The 15,112-nt window shown below is 48.3% G+C and carries 16 protein-coding genes; 4 read left to right on the top strand and 12 right to left on the bottom strand.

What is annotated here, in order from left to right:
* Window positions 1–216 precede the first annotated feature (216 nt).
* The 8 genes from SHEWPOL2_RS13610 to sfsA all read right to left on the bottom strand — a co-directional run bounded on the left by SHEWPOL2_RS13610 (window position 217) and on the right by sfsA (window position 7,238).
* Entirely contained in the window at window positions 217–744 is a 528-nt protein-coding gene (locus SHEWPOL2_RS13610) for a hypothetical protein (protein ID WP_037414547.1), read from the bottom strand.
* A gap of 299 nt (window positions 745–1,043) precedes the next feature.
* Window positions 1,044–1,889 carry a pantoate--beta-alanine ligase gene (panC, locus tag SHEWPOL2_RS13605; protein ID WP_037429055.1) on the bottom strand — a complete coding sequence of 282 codons (846 nt, stop codon included), beginning with the start codon at window positions 1,887–1,889 and terminating at the stop codon, window positions 1,044–1,046.
* Between the two features lie 77 nt (window positions 1,890–1,966).
* The gene (gene panB / locus SHEWPOL2_RS13600) at window positions 1,967–2,761 is read right to left on the bottom strand and encodes a 3-methyl-2-oxobutanoate hydroxymethyltransferase (protein WP_037429053.1); all 795 of its coding nucleotides are present in this window, start codon (window positions 2,759–2,761) and stop codon (window positions 1,967–1,969) included.
* Between the two features lie 56 nt (window positions 2,762–2,817).
* Window positions 2,818–3,306: a 2-amino-4-hydroxy-6-hydroxymethyldihydropteridine diphosphokinase gene (folK, locus tag SHEWPOL2_RS13595; RefSeq protein ID WP_037429050.1), complete on the bottom strand. Its 489-nt coding sequence runs from the start codon at window positions 3,304–3,306 to the stop codon at window positions 2,818–2,820.
* Window positions 3,306–4,607, bottom strand: a complete 1,302-nt coding sequence (locus SHEWPOL2_RS13590; RefSeq protein ID WP_037414638.1) for a polynucleotide adenylyltransferase PcnB — start codon at window positions 4,605–4,607, stop codon at window positions 3,306–3,308. Before SHEWPOL2_RS13590 ends, folK begins: the two co-directional genes overlap by 1 nt.
* Before the next feature lie 283 nt (window positions 4,608–4,890).
* The gene (gluQRS, locus tag SHEWPOL2_RS13585; RefSeq protein WP_037429063.1) at window positions 4,891–5,787 is read right to left on the bottom strand and encodes a tRNA glutamyl-Q(34) synthetase GluQRS; all 897 of its coding nucleotides are present in this window, start codon (window positions 5,785–5,787) and stop codon (window positions 4,891–4,893) included.
* 139 nt (window positions 5,788–5,926) lie between these two features.
* Complete coding sequence (dksA, locus tag SHEWPOL2_RS13580) at window positions 5,927–6,370, bottom strand: RNA polymerase-binding protein DksA (protein WP_037414555.1); 444 nt, start codon at window positions 6,368–6,370, stop codon at window positions 5,927–5,929.
* A 163-nt stretch (window positions 6,371–6,533) separates the two neighbouring features.
* Window positions 6,534–7,238 (bottom strand): DNA/RNA nuclease SfsA, encoded by a 705-nt coding sequence (gene sfsA, locus SHEWPOL2_RS13575; protein ID WP_037429048.1) that lies wholly within the window; start codon window positions 7,236–7,238, stop codon window positions 6,534–6,536.
* A gap of 230 nt (window positions 7,239–7,468) precedes the next feature.
* Between sfsA and pepB the strand changes: the two genes are divergently transcribed.
* Together pepB and SHEWPOL2_RS13565 are read left to right on the top strand one after the other, a co-directional pair.
* Window positions 7,469–8,761 carry an aminopeptidase PepB gene (gene pepB / locus SHEWPOL2_RS13570; RefSeq protein ID WP_037429045.1) on the top strand — a complete coding sequence of 431 codons (1,293 nt, stop codon included), beginning with the start codon at window positions 7,469–7,471 and terminating at the stop codon, window positions 8,759–8,761.
* Between the two features lie 204 nt (window positions 8,762–8,965).
* The gene (locus tag SHEWPOL2_RS13565; protein WP_037429060.1) at window positions 8,966–9,463 is read left to right on the top strand and encodes a GNAT family N-acetyltransferase; all 498 of its coding nucleotides are present in this window, start codon (window positions 8,966–8,968) and stop codon (window positions 9,461–9,463) included.
* A 365-nt stretch (window positions 9,464–9,828) separates the two neighbouring features.
* On the opposite strand, the gene SHEWPOL2_RS13560 is transcribed toward SHEWPOL2_RS13565, so the two are convergent.
* The 3 genes from SHEWPOL2_RS13560 to SHEWPOL2_RS13550 all read right to left on the bottom strand — a co-directional run bounded on the left by SHEWPOL2_RS13560 (window position 9,829) and on the right by SHEWPOL2_RS13550 (window position 12,040).
* Window positions 9,829–10,716, bottom strand: coding sequence for a phosphoribulokinase (locus SHEWPOL2_RS13560; protein WP_011071167.1), 888 nt, complete (start codon window positions 10,714–10,716; stop codon window positions 9,829–9,831).
* 85 nt (window positions 10,717–10,801) lie between these two features.
* Complete coding sequence (locus tag SHEWPOL2_RS13555; protein WP_037429042.1) at window positions 10,802–11,047, bottom strand: YheU family protein; 246 nt, start codon at window positions 11,045–11,047, stop codon at window positions 10,802–10,804.
* A 9-nt stretch (window positions 11,048–11,056) separates the two neighbouring features.
* The gene (locus SHEWPOL2_RS13550) at window positions 11,057–12,040 is read right to left on the bottom strand and encodes a hydrolase (protein WP_037429040.1); all 984 of its coding nucleotides are present in this window, start codon (window positions 12,038–12,040) and stop codon (window positions 11,057–11,059) included.
* A gap of 111 nt (window positions 12,041–12,151) precedes the next feature.
* Here SHEWPOL2_RS13550 and SHEWPOL2_RS13545 point away from each other — a divergent pair, with 111 nt between their 5' ends.
* Window positions 12,152–12,658, top strand: coding sequence for a hypothetical protein (locus SHEWPOL2_RS13545; RefSeq protein ID WP_037414565.1), 507 nt, complete (start codon window positions 12,152–12,154; stop codon window positions 12,656–12,658).
* 46 nt (window positions 12,659–12,704) lie between these two features.
* Entirely contained in the window at window positions 12,705–14,300 is a 1,596-nt protein-coding gene (locus tag SHEWPOL2_RS13540) for a GMC family oxidoreductase (protein ID WP_037429037.1), read from the top strand.
* A 116-nt stretch (window positions 14,301–14,416) separates the two neighbouring features.
* On the opposite strand, the gene SHEWPOL2_RS13535 is transcribed toward SHEWPOL2_RS13540, so the two are convergent.
* Window positions 14,417–15,076, bottom strand: coding sequence for a cupin domain-containing protein (locus tag SHEWPOL2_RS13535; protein ID WP_037429035.1), 660 nt, complete (start codon window positions 15,074–15,076; stop codon window positions 14,417–14,419).
* Between the last annotated feature and the right edge of the window lie 36 nt (window positions 15,077–15,112).

Genomic DNA, 15,112 nt, shown 5'->3' with positions numbered 1-15,112 from the left:
TGAGAACGATGGCAACTATCGTGATCGCTTCACTACGTCTGCATCAAGTGTGACTTATCAAGTATGTGAAACCACTGGAACCTTATGTTCTGCACCAGTAGTAGCACAATTCTAATTTAGTCCTTAAAAATGAAGGCGACCGAAAGGTCGCCTTTTTGCTTTCAACCCCTAAACTAGCTGTTTAGTCGGTAGTTACCATTTACGTTTAATGCTCAACTAATGCGTGTCATTTTTTTGGGGTTCTTCGTGTTCTACATCGGCATTTATTTGGGTTTTTCTATCCGATAATTGCTGTATAAGTTGGCTATTGATTGTGGTGAGTTTATCAAAATGATCATTAATCTTGCTCAGTTGCTTTAAATAATCGGGATCACTTTTGTCTTTATTTTGCCAATATCGCTGCCGTTCTAGTTTCTGTAATTCACTGGCCCTTAGGATTTCAAAATAGCTATTCTCTTGTTTTAGGCTATAGATTTCACCGTCGAGTAATTGCAGCAGTTTCTTTGGGGGTAAGGAGTGATTATTTAACAAAGCTTGCAATGGGTCTACTTTGGTTTCACGTTTATCCGAATCAATTTCGTTGCTAATACCCAACTGATATTCAATTTTATGCTGACTGTATTCCTGCGGACAGGCGATTTGGCTAAAGATGACTTTATCGCCTTTGCGACATTTATAGACGGTATTTGCGAGCGCCGTGAGAGGCAAAAGCATACAAATAAGAGTCACTATGAGTCTTGCCATTCGACGACAAATCCTTTGTATACGCAATGAATGAAGTTATCACAATGGGTATTAAGCTAGAGTTAAATGGAGTTGTCTCACTTATCTCCCTTTAAACTTTAGCAGTTATAAATCCATGTAGTATAAACATATGTTACTTAACGTTAACATTGGTGAGTACTATGGCGTAAGTGAAAGAATAAAACCAGTTTTTTGACACTGGAATTTATTTGACGCTTCACTGGAACGCCAGCAATACCAGCGTTCTGAGGTAATAAAAAAGGAGCCTAAGCTCCTTTTCTCAAATCTTAAATAGATGTTTAGCGATCAAAGCGCAGATTATCAATAAGACGCGCTTTACCTAAGTAAGCGGCCGCCAAAATCACCAGGGCTTGGTCCGTAGCTTCCGCATGGGCCAGCGTGGTGGCATGGCGAACTTCTAAATAATCCGGTGTAAAGCCTGCGGCGATAAGGCTCGCTTTGGCTTCTGCGGTGACTTGTTCGATACTCACGCCTTGCTTGATCCCTTGTGCCATGGCATCAATCGCTTTTTTCAGTGCGGGCGCTGCGGCTTTTTCTTCCGCCGTCAGGTAGCCATTGCGTGAACTCATGGCTAAACCCGAGGCTTCACGAATGGTATCAATGCCAATTATTTCAATCGGCAGCGACAAATCCTCAACCATAGTGCGGATCACTAACAGTTGTTGATAATCCTTGTTGCCAAAAAACGCGACATCGGGCTGCACTATGTTGAACAGTTTACAAACGATGGTCGCGACGCCACGGAAGTGGCCGGGACGACTAGCACCGCAGAGCACATCGGAGATCCCCGGTACTTCAACATAGGTTTGCTGCGCTAACCCTTTGGGGTAAATAATCGCCGGTGTTGGGGTAAACAACAGCTCGGCGCCCGCTGCGGTTAAGGCTTGGCTATCGGCCTCTAAGGTGCGCGGGTAGGCATCGAGATCTTCATTTTGCCCAAACTGCATGGGATTGACGAAGATAGACACGACTACATGATCGCATTTCTTCGCCGCTTCTTTCACTAAGGTGATGTGTCCCTGATGGAGATTGCCCATGGTCGGCACAAAGGCGACAGTCTCGCCCTTTGCACGCCATGCTCGCACTTGAGTACGAATATCATCGATATGGGCGCTAGTGATCATTAACTCTTACCTTGCTAAAACCTAAAATGAGTAGTCTGTGTGCTTAGCACTATTTAGCTTAATGAGTGCTAGCACGCTTAGTTGAACGTGTGATCTGCACTCGGGAAGGTGCCATTGGCCACTTCTTCAATATAAGCGCGAACCGCCGAGCGGATTTCGCCCGTTTGCTTGAGGTAGTTCTTTGAAAAACGTGGAATATAACCACTCGAAATACCGAGCACGTCGTGCATCACCAGAATCTGACCATCGGTGCTGGCGCCCGCGCCAATGCCAATTACAGGGATAGTTAATGCTTGAGTAATGGCGGTAGCAAGCGATGCTGGAATACATTCAACCACTAACAGCTGCGCGCCTGCCGCCTCTAAGGCTTTGGCTTCATCGAGAATGCGCTGGGCATTTTCAGCATCACGGCCCTGCACTTTAAAACCGCCAAAAACGTGTACCGATTGCGGGGTGAGGCCCAAGTGGGCGCAGACAGGAATACCGCGCTCGGTCAGTTTAGTAACCGTTTCGAGTAACCAGTGACCGCCTTCCAGCTTGACCATATTGGCACCCGCCTGCATGAGTGCGGTGGCGTTTTCCATGGCTTGTTCTGGCGTGGCGTAACTCATAAACGGCATGTCTGCGATCAGCAGTGATCGCTCGATACCGCGACGCACACAACGAGTGTGATAGGCGATTTCGGCTGTCGTGACGGGCAGCGTATCATCGTGGCCTTGCAGAACCATTCCCAAAGAATCGCCGACCAGTAGCACATCGATGCCTTCGCCGTCGAACGCGCTGGCAAAGCTGGCATCATAGGCTGTCAGAGCGGTGAATTTTCTACCTTCCTGTTTGTATTTCAACAGGGTTGAGCTAGTAACTTTAGACATATGGGTGATCTTCAAACCAAATGGAAGTGGTGTTATAAGCTAACTGGGGGCTGACTTCAATGATCATTGCCCAGTAGTTGTAACTCGGCCAAGAATTTTTCACTGATAAGGCTGTGTAGCGGCGTTTTACAGGGCAACACGAGATCGGGCGCAATGGCAGCTAAAGGAACTAGCACAAAGCTACGTTCCTTCATGCCGTAGTGCGGCACTTTGAGTCTGGGCTCATCGATAATGGTGTCGCCATACAAGAGTAAGTCTAGATCTAATGTTCTGGGCCCCCAACGCTCTTGGCGTACACGGCCTTGGGTATTTTCAATGTGTTGCAGTGCATCTAATAAGGCCAGCGGGGCCAGCTGAGTTTCAAAGCCTGCGACAGCATTGATATAGTCAGGTTGCACAACCTCACCCATTGGCGTTGAACGGTAATAGGGAGATACCCTAAGACTTTGATTTTCAGCCAAGGTGGACAAGGCCGCTACGGCATTGTCCAGCTGTGCTTGGGGATCTTCAAGATTCGCTCCAAGGGCGACAAAGACTTGAGTCATTATTCTTCGGCTTTGGCTGCACTTGGGCGGCGACGGCGACGCTGAGGTGAATTGCGATTACGGCTGCTCGAGGCTTTATTACCGCTGCGGGCAATCGCCAAACGCTCGGTTTCATCCGCTTCAACAAACTGTTGCCACCAGGCTGCACTCTTGGCCAGATTGCCCCCTTCGACTTCGCCACGCAGTAACAGTAAGTCGTATGCCGCTCTAAACTTCGGATGCTCTAACAGTTTAAAGGCGCGCGTGCCTTGGCTGCGCTCAAAGCGAAGTTGTAGTTGCCAGATATCCTTGGCTGGTGTGCTAAAGCGGCGCGGAATGCTAATGGTTTGGCATTGTTGTTCCATCACATCGCCCATTGCGGCGAAAAAGGCATCGTATAAAGTAAGGCCACTTTCAACGGCAATATCTTCGGCGCGTTGGCGCAGTGGATACCAGAGAATCGCCGCATAGAAAAACGATGGCGTGACGGGCTTATCTTCATTAACGCGATCATCCGTACTCTTCATGATGGCTTGCACCATCTTCATTGCCGGACCTTTAGGCGCTTCTTTTAATAGGGCGTCAACCTGAGGAAATAGGGGCGCAAACAGTTTATATTCCTGCATCATTTCAAAGTTTGCCATGGCTTTGCCTGCGAAGAAGAGTTTGAGCACTTCTTCATACATGCGGGCGGCAGGAATATCTTTGAGCAGTGGTGCTAACTGTTTGATTGGTTTAGCAGTTACTTCATCAATTGTCATGCTGAGCTTAGTGGCAAAACGCACGGCTCTGAGCATACGCACTGGATCTTCGCGGTAACGGGTTTCGGGATCGCCAATCAGTCTTAAGGTTCCAGCCTTAAGATCTTCCATCCCACCGCCATAACTGCGGATAGAGTAGTCGCTAATATCGTAGTAAAGGGCGTTAACGGTAAAATCGCGGCGCTCTGCGTCTTCATCGATTTCTCCATATACGTTATCCCTAAGTAAACGTCCTTCGGCATTAGCTTTAGATATTTTTTCGTTGCTTTCACCGTGGTGGCCACGGAAAGTCGCCACTTCAATCACATCGCGGCCAAACACAATATGGGCAAGGCGGAATCGACGACCAACAACACGGCAATTACGGAACAGTTTTTTGATTTCTTCCGGCGTCGCATTGGTAACCACGTCAAAGTCTTTCGGTTCAAGCCCAAGGAGCAAATCCCGTACACCCCCGCCCACTAAATAGGCTTGGAAACCAGCTTTATTCAGTCGATATAGTACCTTAAGCGCATTTTCACTGATCTGCTTGCGGGAAATGGTGTGCGCATCCCGAGGCACGATCGCCAAGCTTAAGCCGCCAGATGTGAGTTCGGGCGTTTGGGGTTCAATCTGAGCTGGAGTTGGAGCGGTCGTTTTAGGCGCGTCTTCAAATAGCTGCTTGCAGAATTGGCTAATACGGCGAAAAATGGGACACCTCGGAATGTATCTGTTATGTGATTAAAAATCTGGCGGCTATGATATACCAATTGCGTCCCGATGGGTATATCGCGATTTTTGAGCTATGCCACGACTTAGCGCTGATAACATGATGCTTTTAGGTCGAGAACTTGCCCGTCAGGCTTTAAGGGGCGATCAGGATTTCCCGCTGTTTAGGGATTGCCGACAATTGAAACTGGGCCACTGCCTGGGCCAGCATTTGCGGCGCAGTTGTGAGCTCTACCGGTGCTTGGCCCAAAAAGGCGAGGGCTGCATTGAGACTCGCTTGCGGATGCTGTTTATCGATAGCCTGCGCGTGATTTTGTTTTGACAGCTTAAAACCCGGACTTAAACTGGCGAGCGGTAAGTGCAACCACTGCGGCGCGGTTAGACCAAAGGTTTGATATAGGCTTAATTGGCGACAACTGGCTTCGATTAAATCGTAGCCCCGCACCACCTCGGTAATGCCTTGGTAGGCGTCATCCAGCACTACGGCGAGTTGATAGGCATAAAGTCCATCACTACGTTTGATAATAAAATCTTCAGCAGCAAAGGCCCTATCTACAATCACTTTTCCCATCAGGTTATCGGTAAACTCGGCCACTTGAGCGCGATTAACTAGCCGAATCGCACCACTGTGATGTGGCGTGGCTAACCGATGGCAGCGGCCATCATAAATTCCACCCATGGCTTGAATTTGTTTGCGACTGCACTGGCAAAAGTAGGCGTTATCCTCGGCGAGTAACTCATCAAGTTTGGCCTGATAGGCCTCGGTGCGCGCACTCTGGTACAGCACCGCATCGTCCCATTCGAAACCATAAGCCTCTAAGGTGCGTAAAATATCATCGGCGGCGCCTGCAACTTCCCTAGGTGGATCAATATCCTCAACGCGTATTAACCACTTTCCTCCCTCTGAGCGCGCCCGCAGATAACTGCCAAGGGCGGCGATTAGCGAGCCAAAATGCAATGCTCCTGAAGGCGAAGGCGCAAAACGGCCAACATAAGGATGTAAAGCGGAAGTGTTGCAAGAGTGAGTCGCCATCATAGGAATTTGCAGGAATAACCAGTCAAAGTGGCTGTATTTTAGGGGGATACTAACAAAAAAGCGAAGTGAAACGAGAGGATGTTTATGCAAGATGCACAAACAAGTAGGCGGGGAACTCCCCGCCTAGGATGGCCGATTAACCCGCCATTTGCTTCTCTTTGATCTCTGCAAGCGTTTTACAGTCGATACATTGATCGGCTGTTGGACGCGCTTCGAGACGGCGAATGCCGATTTCGATACCGCAAGAATCGCAGAAGCCAAAATCGTCTTCTTCGATTTTCTGGAGAGTTTTTTCGATCTTCTTGATCAGTTTACGTTCTCTGTCACGCGCACGTAATTCGAGACTGAACTCTTCTTCCTGCGCTGCACGGTCTACAGGATCGGGAAAGTTTGCTGCTTCATCCTGCATATGACTCAGAGTACGGTCGACCTCCTCACGCAACTGATTGCGCCAAGCTTCAAGAATGATCTTGAAGTGACCCAGTTGCTTAGCGTTCATATACTCCTCACCGGGTTTTTCCTGGTAGGGACTTACACCTGCGATAGCGAGTACGCCAAGTTTTTTGGTGCCTTCAGGCATAACGCATCTCCTGTCATCATTTGCGTTTGTAGGGCGTCCTTAAGAACGGCCGCTATCTATATCAGAATCTTTACAACGAGGCAAATTTTTCGTTTCACCTTGACAGAATTTTTTGACTGCCTTCGCTAATTGAAATGAAAAAGTATTTTACTCAATCTTAACATCATACTCGGACTGGGCATGATTGGGCCAGATGTATCTCATCTGGGGATATTTCGCAGCGATACGCTAGTACTTCTACACCTGATAAAATAGCTTTTTTCAATAGGTTAGAATACTCAGGGTCAATGTGTGCCGCTGGTGCAACACTCATAATGTCAGTATGTTGCACCACAAATAGCAAGACGGCTCTGTACCCAAGGCTGGCCATGTGCATTAATTCCCGCAGATGTTTTTGGCCGCGAAGACTCACTGCATCGGGGAAATAACCTTGTCCATCTTCAAGCAAAGTACAACTTTTGACTTCTATATAGCAGGCGGGTTTTTGAGCAGCTTCCAGCAAGATATCGATACGGCTATTTTCATCTCCGTACTTCACTTCGCGACTTAAGCTGTCGTAACCTTTAAGTTCAGTGATAATACCTTTATTAAGTGCCTCCTCGACTAGGGCATTGGCATTGCCCGAATGAATACCAATAAGGCCACCTGTTGGTGTAGTCATTAACTCCCATGTGTTGGCATATTTGCGCTTAGGGTTGCTTGAGGTGGAAAACCACACAGTTTCACCGGGGAACAGGCAGTTACGCATTGAACCGGTATTGGGGCAATGCAGGGTGATTTCACTGCCGTCTTCGAGTTGAATATCGGCGAGAAAGCGTTTGTAGCGCTTAAGTAGCTTTCCCGATTTCAGTGCTGGAGTAAAGTGCATGTGATCCCTGTAGCTAGTTGATTCTGGCTCCAAAGACTAACAAATTTCGCAAATGTTTACAGATTTTACCTCGGTAACTTAGGCCGATGGCTTTCAGTCCTTGCCTGCTAGCAGTAAACTGCCGCCAACCCCGTTGTATTGTGTGTACCCCAAAAGCCTGAGGATGCAGGACGTCTCACCTCAACTTGCATGGGTATAAGAGCAAGAACAAATTAAAATAAGGACCCCTCATGAGTGAACGTAAAGTGACTGAAGTGATGAGAGTTGAGTTAACCAAAGATACCCCAGCAGCCCATTGGGGCAAAGCCGATGTGACCTTCAATGGCGAAGGCGCATTAGTCCACTTAGGTGGCGGCGATGAGTTACGCCAAATTCAAATGGCGGCGCGTAAATTACGTAATCAAGGGATTAATACCGTCGCATTGGTGGGTTCTCTTTGGGATCTAAATAGCCAATGGGTCTTCGCCCAAGGTTTTGCCACAGCCAAACCCGGTTACAAGATCCAATGGTGCGGCGATGAAGTTGTGCAAGCCGAGTTACAATGTCGCTTAGAAGTCGCGACATTTGCCCGTCAACTGATCAACGATACTCCTGAAAATCTGTCGCCAGTGAAATTGGCGCAGCAAGCGGCCAAATGGTTAGCCGAACTCGGTGGTGCCAAGGTCAGTTACCGTATTATTGAAGGTGAAGCATTATTAGCAGAGCAATGGATTGGTATTCATGCTGTAGGTCGCGGCAGTGAGCGTCCACCTGCGATGTTAGAGCTAGACTTTAACCCGCTGTCAGCCGATGCTCCAGTATCTGTTGCCTTGGTCGGTAAAGGGATTACCTTCGACTCAGGCGGTTACAGCATTAAAGCTTCTGAAGGCATGCTGGGCATGAAGTGTGATATGGGCGGCGCCGCCACTGTTACTGCCGCTTTAGGTTTGGCGATTAAATCGGGCCTGAATAAACGCGTTAAGTTATTCCTCTGCTGCGCTGAAAACCTGATCAGCGGCCGTGCCTATAAGCTGGGTGATATCCTCACCTACAAAAATGGCGTCACAGTTGAAGTGGTTAACACCGATGCCGAAGGGCGTTTAGTGCTGGCCGATGGTCTGCAAGCGGCTTCTGCGACGGGTGCTCCTTTTATTATCGATGCAGCAACCTTAACTGGCGCAGCTGTGATGGCGGTGGGCTCTAACTACAACGCGATTTTTTCGCCACAGACAGAAGTGTTACAACTGGCGCAACAAAAAGCCTCGACAGTAGCTGAGCGTGTATGGCCATTGCCACTGGATCCTTGGCATAAAGATATGTGTCCATCGGCCTATGCTGACACGGCAAACAGCCGCCCAGTGAAAGGTGGTGGTGCGGGCGGTGCCTCGAATGCGGCCGGCTTCCTGTGGCGTTTTGTTTCGCCAGAAGCCAAGTGGTTACACGTGGATTTAGCGGCCGCCTTCGAAGATTCTGCTTCTGCACTATGGGGCGCTGGCGCGACCACCCACGGCGTGCTGACCATCAGCGAGCTGATTAAAGGCTAAGTTTGCTTTCGCGACTGAGTTTGCTTTTGCGGCTAAGCTTGCAAGTAAAGCTTCTTATTGTATTAAAACCGCCTTCGGGCGGTTTTTTATTGCATAAAATTAAAGCGTGGGCAGTATGAGTCTTTATATGTTTATTTTATGATTCAGCGTATTAGCGGTTGGCTATGGTTATGGCCACAGCTAGGGCTATTTATCGGGATGACTATGCTAAGGATACGTAAAGCAACGCAATTAGATGCTAAGGCTTGCTGGGATATTCGCAATGCGGCGATTAATAAAGGCTGCGCCGGATTTTATGCTCAAGATGACTTGCAGATTTGGATGCAGGGCGAATTGACCGAATCTTTTCGTCGTATGGTGGGCGCGCATTTTTATGTGGCTGAAATCCTTGATGATGAGACTCAAGAAGGCACTTTGGTTGGTACCATTATGCTGGATGAACCCTATGCTCAGGTCGAGGCGCTGTTCGTTGCTCCCGAGGCGATGGGCTTAGGTGTCGGCAAGTCGTTACTGCAATTTATTGAAACAAAAGCCTTTAACTTAGGCATCGCCCAATTGCGATTAGAATCTACCCTCAATGCCGTGGGGTTTTATCGCCACTACGGTTTCGGCGGTGAAGGTTTTGAGGAAGAATCTATCTATTGCTCACCCCGCGGTATCGCCTTGGAATGTATGGTGATGTATAAAAATCTGGCTTGCTAGGGCGCAGCAAAAACGTTGCTAGAATCTAGGGCGTTGCTTCGCAACTGCGAGAGCGCTTCGCTGCTAGAACCTAGAACCTAGAACCTAGAACCTAGAACCTATTTGGTTCAGCGATGCTAACATACCTAAGGGAATCAACAGAGCAAGCATAGATGTGGAATTAACAGCAAGATGAGGTTGCTGGCATACCCAAGGGAATCAACAGATCAAGATGGGGGAATTAACTCCCAAGAGTATGCCAACTATCGTTCTTTCGCCTGAAATCCCGATGCCAATAAGATTAACTTCAATGGCTTAAATCAAACTTAATCTATTGCTCAAAAAGGCTTTATTTCATTAGCCTTTAGTCAAACGTTAACGCTATCTCAGTTCGCCTGCGGACTATTAAGCTGTTGGCGTTTTTCCATCAAATCTTTAATCAGCGGTGTAAGGATCAGCTCCATTGCGAGGGACATTTTGCCACCCGGCACCACCAAGGTGTTAACCCGTGACATAAAGGAGCCTTGGATCATGCTCAAATAATAGGGGAAGTCGACGTTGTTGATGCCGCGAAAACGGATCACCACAAAGCTTTCATCTAGGCTTGGAATATCTTTGGCGCTAAAGGGGTTAGAGGTATCTACCGTCGGCACCCGTTGGAAGTTGATATGGGTGCGCGAAAATTGCGGCGTCATATGCTTAATATAATCGTCCATGCTGCGGACGATTGAGCCCATGACTTTTTCGCGGCTATGGCCACGCTCCGATGTATCGCGAATGATCTTTTGGATCCACTCTAAGTTGACGATAGGCACCATGCCGATCAGCAAATCCACATGCTGGGCCACATTGGCATCGCCCGTGACTACGCCACCATGTAAGCCTTCGTAATACAACATATCGGTGTTTTCAGGCAGTGGACGCCATTGGGTGAAGGTGCCAGGCATTTGGTTAAATGGCACAGCTTCGTCAAAGGTGTGTAAGTAGCTGCGGGTTTCACCTTGGCCAGTGGCGCCATAATCGCGAAAGCATTGTTCTAGGCGGGCAAAGTTATTGGCCTCGGGGCCAAAATAGCTCAGGTTACGATTCTCGGCTTGGGATTTACGGATCATCACTTCCATCTCTGCACGGGTATAGTGATGAAAACTATCCCCTTCTACAAAGGCGGCATTGATTCCAAGTTGGCGAAAAATATGACTAAAGGCGGTGGTGGTTGTGGTGGTTCCTGCCCCAGATGAGCCTGTAACTGCAATAATTGGATGTTTTGCTGACATGTTTTCTACCTAGGCACCATAAAGAGCCGCTCAGTGGGAGCGATAAACCGTATAAGCTATTTATACGGCACAGGGATACTAGTGGTCAATCTTGCCGTTTGGCCACTTGGTCAGCGTGACGAATGGCAAAGGACTCATCCTCTTCACTGTATTCTAAGACAAGTTTACCTTGTTTAAGTGCTTGTTGGCATTGCACTATTGCGCCTGATAGTTCTTGCTCATCTAGGCTAGTAAAACTTCCATCTTCCACTTGCCCTAACAAATATTCGCGGATCAAATTGACTAAGGTCTCTTTGGGGAGTTGGAGTAAGGCATCATAGGGGATAAGCATTCGGGTTCCTTAAGGTGCCGATGACGCATCATTGGCGAGTAAAAAGTCTAAAATGCGCCGCTCTAAATAATAGCGTGGCTTCCATGGCGTGCCGCCTTCGATAAAACCAACATGGCCGCCATGGGCATGTAACTCATATTCCACATGTTCGGAAAGCTGGCTGGGATGCGGGATGACCTCATCCGTCATAAAGGGATCGTCCTTGGCATGCATAATTAGCGTAGGCTTAGTGATTCGGCTAACAAAGGGTAAGCCGCTGGCGCGGGTATAGTAATCTTCTACACCTAAAAATCCATGGAGCGGGGCGGTGACTTTATCGTCAAAGTCATAAAAAGTATTGAGATTAGCCACTTGGATTGGGGTCAAGGTCATAGTGCCAGCAAGCTCTGGATGATTAAGCTTTTGATTGACCTTATATTGTAACTGCTTGATTAAATGGCTTTGATACACCTTTGAAAAACCATTCTCTAAGCGTTTTGCACAGGCCGATAATTGCAGCGGCGCCGACACGACTACAGCGCGACTCAACAGGCTGTGCTCTTGATATTCGCCTTGATATTTGGTCAATACATTGCCGCCTAAGCTGTAACCTACTGCCAATAAAGGTGATTGCGGATAGGTTTGTTGCAGCTGGCTTAGGCTAAACTGCAAATCGTCGGTGTCGCCACTGTGGTAACTGCGGGCGAGACGATTGGCTTCACCTGAGCAGCTTCTATGATGGTGAACCACGGCGGCTAACTCTTGTTCTTTACAGGCTTGCAGAATGCGTCTGGCATAATGGGACTGGGCACTACCCTCTAATCCATGAATGATAACCACAATGGGTTTACCGATTTCTGGCCTAGCTTGCCAATCTAAATCGATAAAATCGCCATCGGGAAGCTCGAGTCGCTGTCGCTTAAGCACAGGTTTGGCCACTTTAGTGAATACGGGCAAAATGGTTTGTACATGGGGACTTTTGGCCCACCAAGGCGGTGTAAAAGCGTTTGGCATGGGATCTTATCTTGGCATCAACTATTGCTGAAAATTAAAACGTGTGTTTAATTTAGGTTCGCGGTCATTGTAGCACAGTAATTTAACACTAAGCGTCTTGGGGAGACATTGATGAATAGACGAACCTTTTTACTGGGCGCGTTTGCTGGTACGGCGGCGATAGCCCTAGGGGTGAATCTTTATTCTCCCGAATTTAGTCTACCCGATGAAGGCGAGGGGAAAGACTACCGCTTACTATTCAGTGTGCTGTTGCCTGTGATGCTTGATGGGGCTTTGCCTGATGTGGCAACCCATAAGGTGGCGGCGCAAAATCGCACCTTAGATGCCATTAATCAATCGATCGCTGTGTTGCCAGATGAACAGCAGTCCGAGTTATTTGAACTACTCGATATGCTCGAGAATCGCCTTGGATTATTGCTACTTACCTCAAGCATGACGCCACTGTTAATGCGCTCTCCCGCCGAGTTGACCCAAATGCTCGAGACTTGGCGCCACAGCTACTTTGCGTTATTGCAAACGGCTTATTTAGGCCTGCGAGAATTAGTGATGGCCAGTTATTACGCTTGTCCTGAGCATTGGAGCCGACTCCACTACGCCAAGCCTGAGTTGTTCAAATAGGTCGAATTTCTAATAATAACAATAATGTGAAGATGGAGTGTTCCAAGTGGCAATCATAGATCCCATAGTGACAGGCTTAAATTCCGGTTGGTTACATACCGATGCCAGTCAGCTGCAAGAAAACCAACAATTTGAAGCCGATGTGGTGATTGTGGGCACGGGCGCAGGCGGCGGCGTAGCGGCAGAGATCCTCACCCAAGCTGGGCTCAGTGTGATCATGATTGAAGCGGGGCCGCTTAAATCCTCCAGCGATTTTAATATGGAGGAGCGGGTTGCTTACCCGAATTTGTATCAACAGGCGGCGGCGATGAAAACCGCCGATAAAGCGATTGGTATTTTCCAAGGTCGCGCCGTGGGGGGCTCGACGACCATCAATTGGACCACCTCCATTCGTACACCAAAGGAAGCCTTAGCCTTTTGGGCACAGCATAAATCGGTAGCCGGACTCGATCCTGAAACCCTCGCGCCTTGGTTCGAGCAGATGGAGCAGCGGCTCAATATCCACGAATGGAATTATGAACCTAACCGCAATAACGGTGCACTCAAGCAAGGCTGTATCAATCTAGGTTGGGATTATACCGTCATTAAACGCAATGTGGCGGGCTGCTGGAATACTGGCTATTGCGGGATGGGCTGCCCAGTCAATGCCAAACAGTCGATGCTAGTCACGACAATTCCGAGTGCATTAGAGAAAGGCGCACAGCTGATTAGCCGTGCCAAAGTCGTTAAGATTGAACATCATAATGGCCAAGTCTTTGCCCTCAAGGCACAGGCGCTCGACGTTAATTTAAGGCCGACTGCGGTTGAGCTGCTGTTTAAAGCCAAACACTATATTTTGAGCGCTGGCGCTATCCACACGCCGACCTTAATGATGCGCTCTGAGGTGCCCGATCCCTACCAGTTATTGGGCAAACGAACCTTTTTACATCCCACTGTGCTTTCTGGCGGCGTATTTGCCGATGCGATTAATGCCCACAGCGGCGCACCTCAATCTATCTATTCCGATGAGTTTGTTTGGAAAAATGGCGCAGATGGCGAGTTAGGTTACAAGCTCGAAGTGCCGCCAGTGCATCCGATTTTGATCGCCTCTAAGACCATAGGTTATGGATTAAGCCATGCTGAGTTGATGGCGCAGTTTAATCAGTTGCAGGTGACTATCGCCTTGGTTCGCGACGGTTATCATCCCGACAGTCAAGGCGGGCAAGTGCATTTAACCCCAACAGGCTTTACGTTAGATTATCCCTTAACCGACGCTTTTTGGCGGGCAGCGCGGCGAGCCTATGCCAGCATGGCCGAATTGCAATTTTCTGCAGGCGCATTAAAAGTGCTGCCTATCAGCGATGGTATGCCCTATTTGTCGTCATGGAAGGAAGCGAAAGAGAGCATAGCCCAAATGGACTTAGCGCCGCTAAAGACGGTGGTGGCCTCGGCCCATGTGATGGGTGGCTGTCCATTCGGCGAAGATGAAAAGCTCTCTATGGTCAATAGCTATGGGCAGTCACATTATTTGGATAATCTATCGGTGATGGACGGTTCTATCTTCCCGACTAGCTTAGGTGCAAACCCACAGTTGTCGATTTATGGTATTACCGCTCGCAATGCCACCGCACTGGCGCAAAAGCTCACCGATGGCAAAAGTTGACTGTAACTCAATGTAACTGAAAGTAACTAAGCCTTGGATGAGCAACAATCGTTAAGCCGCACAAGTAAGTTGTTAAGACTTATGCGGCATAAAGGTCTATTCACCGCTGTATAGGGCTAAATCGGGCTGATAGGCAAATGGCCAGTTTTTACTAAGATAATGGTTTCCTCTTCGACAAAAGGAAAATGGCCGCTCATATGGGGGCTGCGTATCCATGTGTGGCGCGGATATTCACCTAGCTCATCTTGAAACTTGCCCGATAACACTAAGATTTCTTCGCCACCAAAATGCCGATGGGGTTGAAATTTTTCTCCCTTAGGCCATTTCACTAATGCGGTATGTTGGTGCTCGAACTCGTGTAACGGCATGACTTGTAAGCCACCAATACCCGGTAACCATGGTGTCTGCTGAGTATTCATTCTGATCAGTTCGAGATCCCGCGGATCGAATTGGTTAAGTTTTACGAAAATCACGCAACCTGTTTGGCTAAAAGGAGCATGTTGGCTCCCGGGGGGATGGCGAAGATAACTACCCGCGGGATAATCACCGTTTTCATCGGAAAATACCCCTTCGAGCACAAGGATTTCTTCGCCCTGCGGATGCTGGTGGATCGTAAACTGCGAGCCCGCGTCATATTTGACTATGCTGGTGGTGTGCCCTGATTCCTTAGCCTCCCGCTCCAGTGGTTTACGCCACACCCCTTGAGCAGGGCTTGGCAACCAAGGTTGCTGCTCAGTATCAATAACGATACGTTCACTAAAGTTCATATTAAGCATAGTGTTAGACCTGATTTAACCTTTTCTAATGATTAG

Origin of the sequence: Shewanella sp. POL2 (assembly GCF_000282755.1) — a bacterium.
GTDB classification, from domain to species: Bacteria; Pseudomonadota; Gammaproteobacteria; order Enterobacterales; family Shewanellaceae; genus Shewanella; species Shewanella xiamenensis.
The sequence above is the reverse complement of the archived record's forward strand: the minus strand, read 5'-3'. Positions and strand labels throughout refer to the sequence as shown.

Excerpts from the sequence above, each read along its gene's own strand:
- SHEWPOL2_RS13555 (WP_037429042.1), bottom strand. The coding sequence starts at position 11,047 with ATGCTTATCCCCTATGATGCCTTACTCCAACTCCCCAAAGAGACCTTA.
- SHEWPOL2_RS13565 (WP_037429060.1), top strand. The coding sequence starts at position 8,966 with ATGCTAAGGATACGTAAAGCAACGCAATTAGATGCTAAGGCTTGCTGG.
- panC (WP_037429055.1), bottom strand. The coding sequence starts at position 1,889 with ATGATCACTAGCGCCCATATCGATGATATTCGTACTCAAGTGCGAGCA.
- panB (WP_037429053.1), bottom strand. The coding sequence starts at position 2,761 with ATGTCTAAAGTTACTAGCTCAACCCTGTTGAAATACAAACAGGAAGGT.
- SHEWPOL2_RS13550 (WP_037429040.1), bottom strand. The coding sequence starts at position 12,040 with ATGCCAAACGCTTTTACACCGCCTTGGTGGGCCAAAAGTCCCCATGTA.
- sfsA (WP_037429048.1), bottom strand. The coding sequence starts at position 7,238 with ATGCACTTTACTCCAGCACTGAAATCGGGAAAGCTACTTAAGCGCTAC.
- gluQRS (WP_037429063.1), bottom strand. The coding sequence starts at position 5,787 with ATGGCGACTCACTCTTGCAACACTTCCGCTTTACATCCTTATGTTGGC.
- SHEWPOL2_RS13535 (WP_037429035.1), bottom strand. The coding sequence starts at position 15,076 with ATGCTTAATATGAACTTTAGTGAACGTATCGTTATTGATACTGAGCAG.
- SHEWPOL2_RS13545 (WP_037414565.1), top strand. The coding sequence starts at position 12,152 with ATGAATAGACGAACCTTTTTACTGGGCGCGTTTGCTGGTACGGCGGCG.
- SHEWPOL2_RS13560 (WP_011071167.1), bottom strand. The coding sequence starts at position 10,716 with ATGTCAGCAAAACATCCAATTATTGCAGTTACAGGCTCATCTGGGGCA.
- dksA (WP_037414555.1), bottom strand. The coding sequence starts at position 6,370 with ATGCCTGAAGGCACCAAAAAACTTGGCGTACTCGCTATCGCAGGTGTA.
- pepB (WP_037429045.1), top strand. The coding sequence starts at position 7,469 with ATGAGTGAACGTAAAGTGACTGAAGTGATGAGAGTTGAGTTAACCAAA.
- SHEWPOL2_RS13610 (WP_037414547.1), bottom strand. The coding sequence starts at position 744 with ATGGCAAGACTCATAGTGACTCTTATTTGTATGCTTTTGCCTCTCACG.
- folK (WP_037429050.1), bottom strand. The coding sequence starts at position 3,306 with ATGACTCAAGTCTTTGTCGCCCTTGGAGCGAATCTTGAAGATCCCCAA.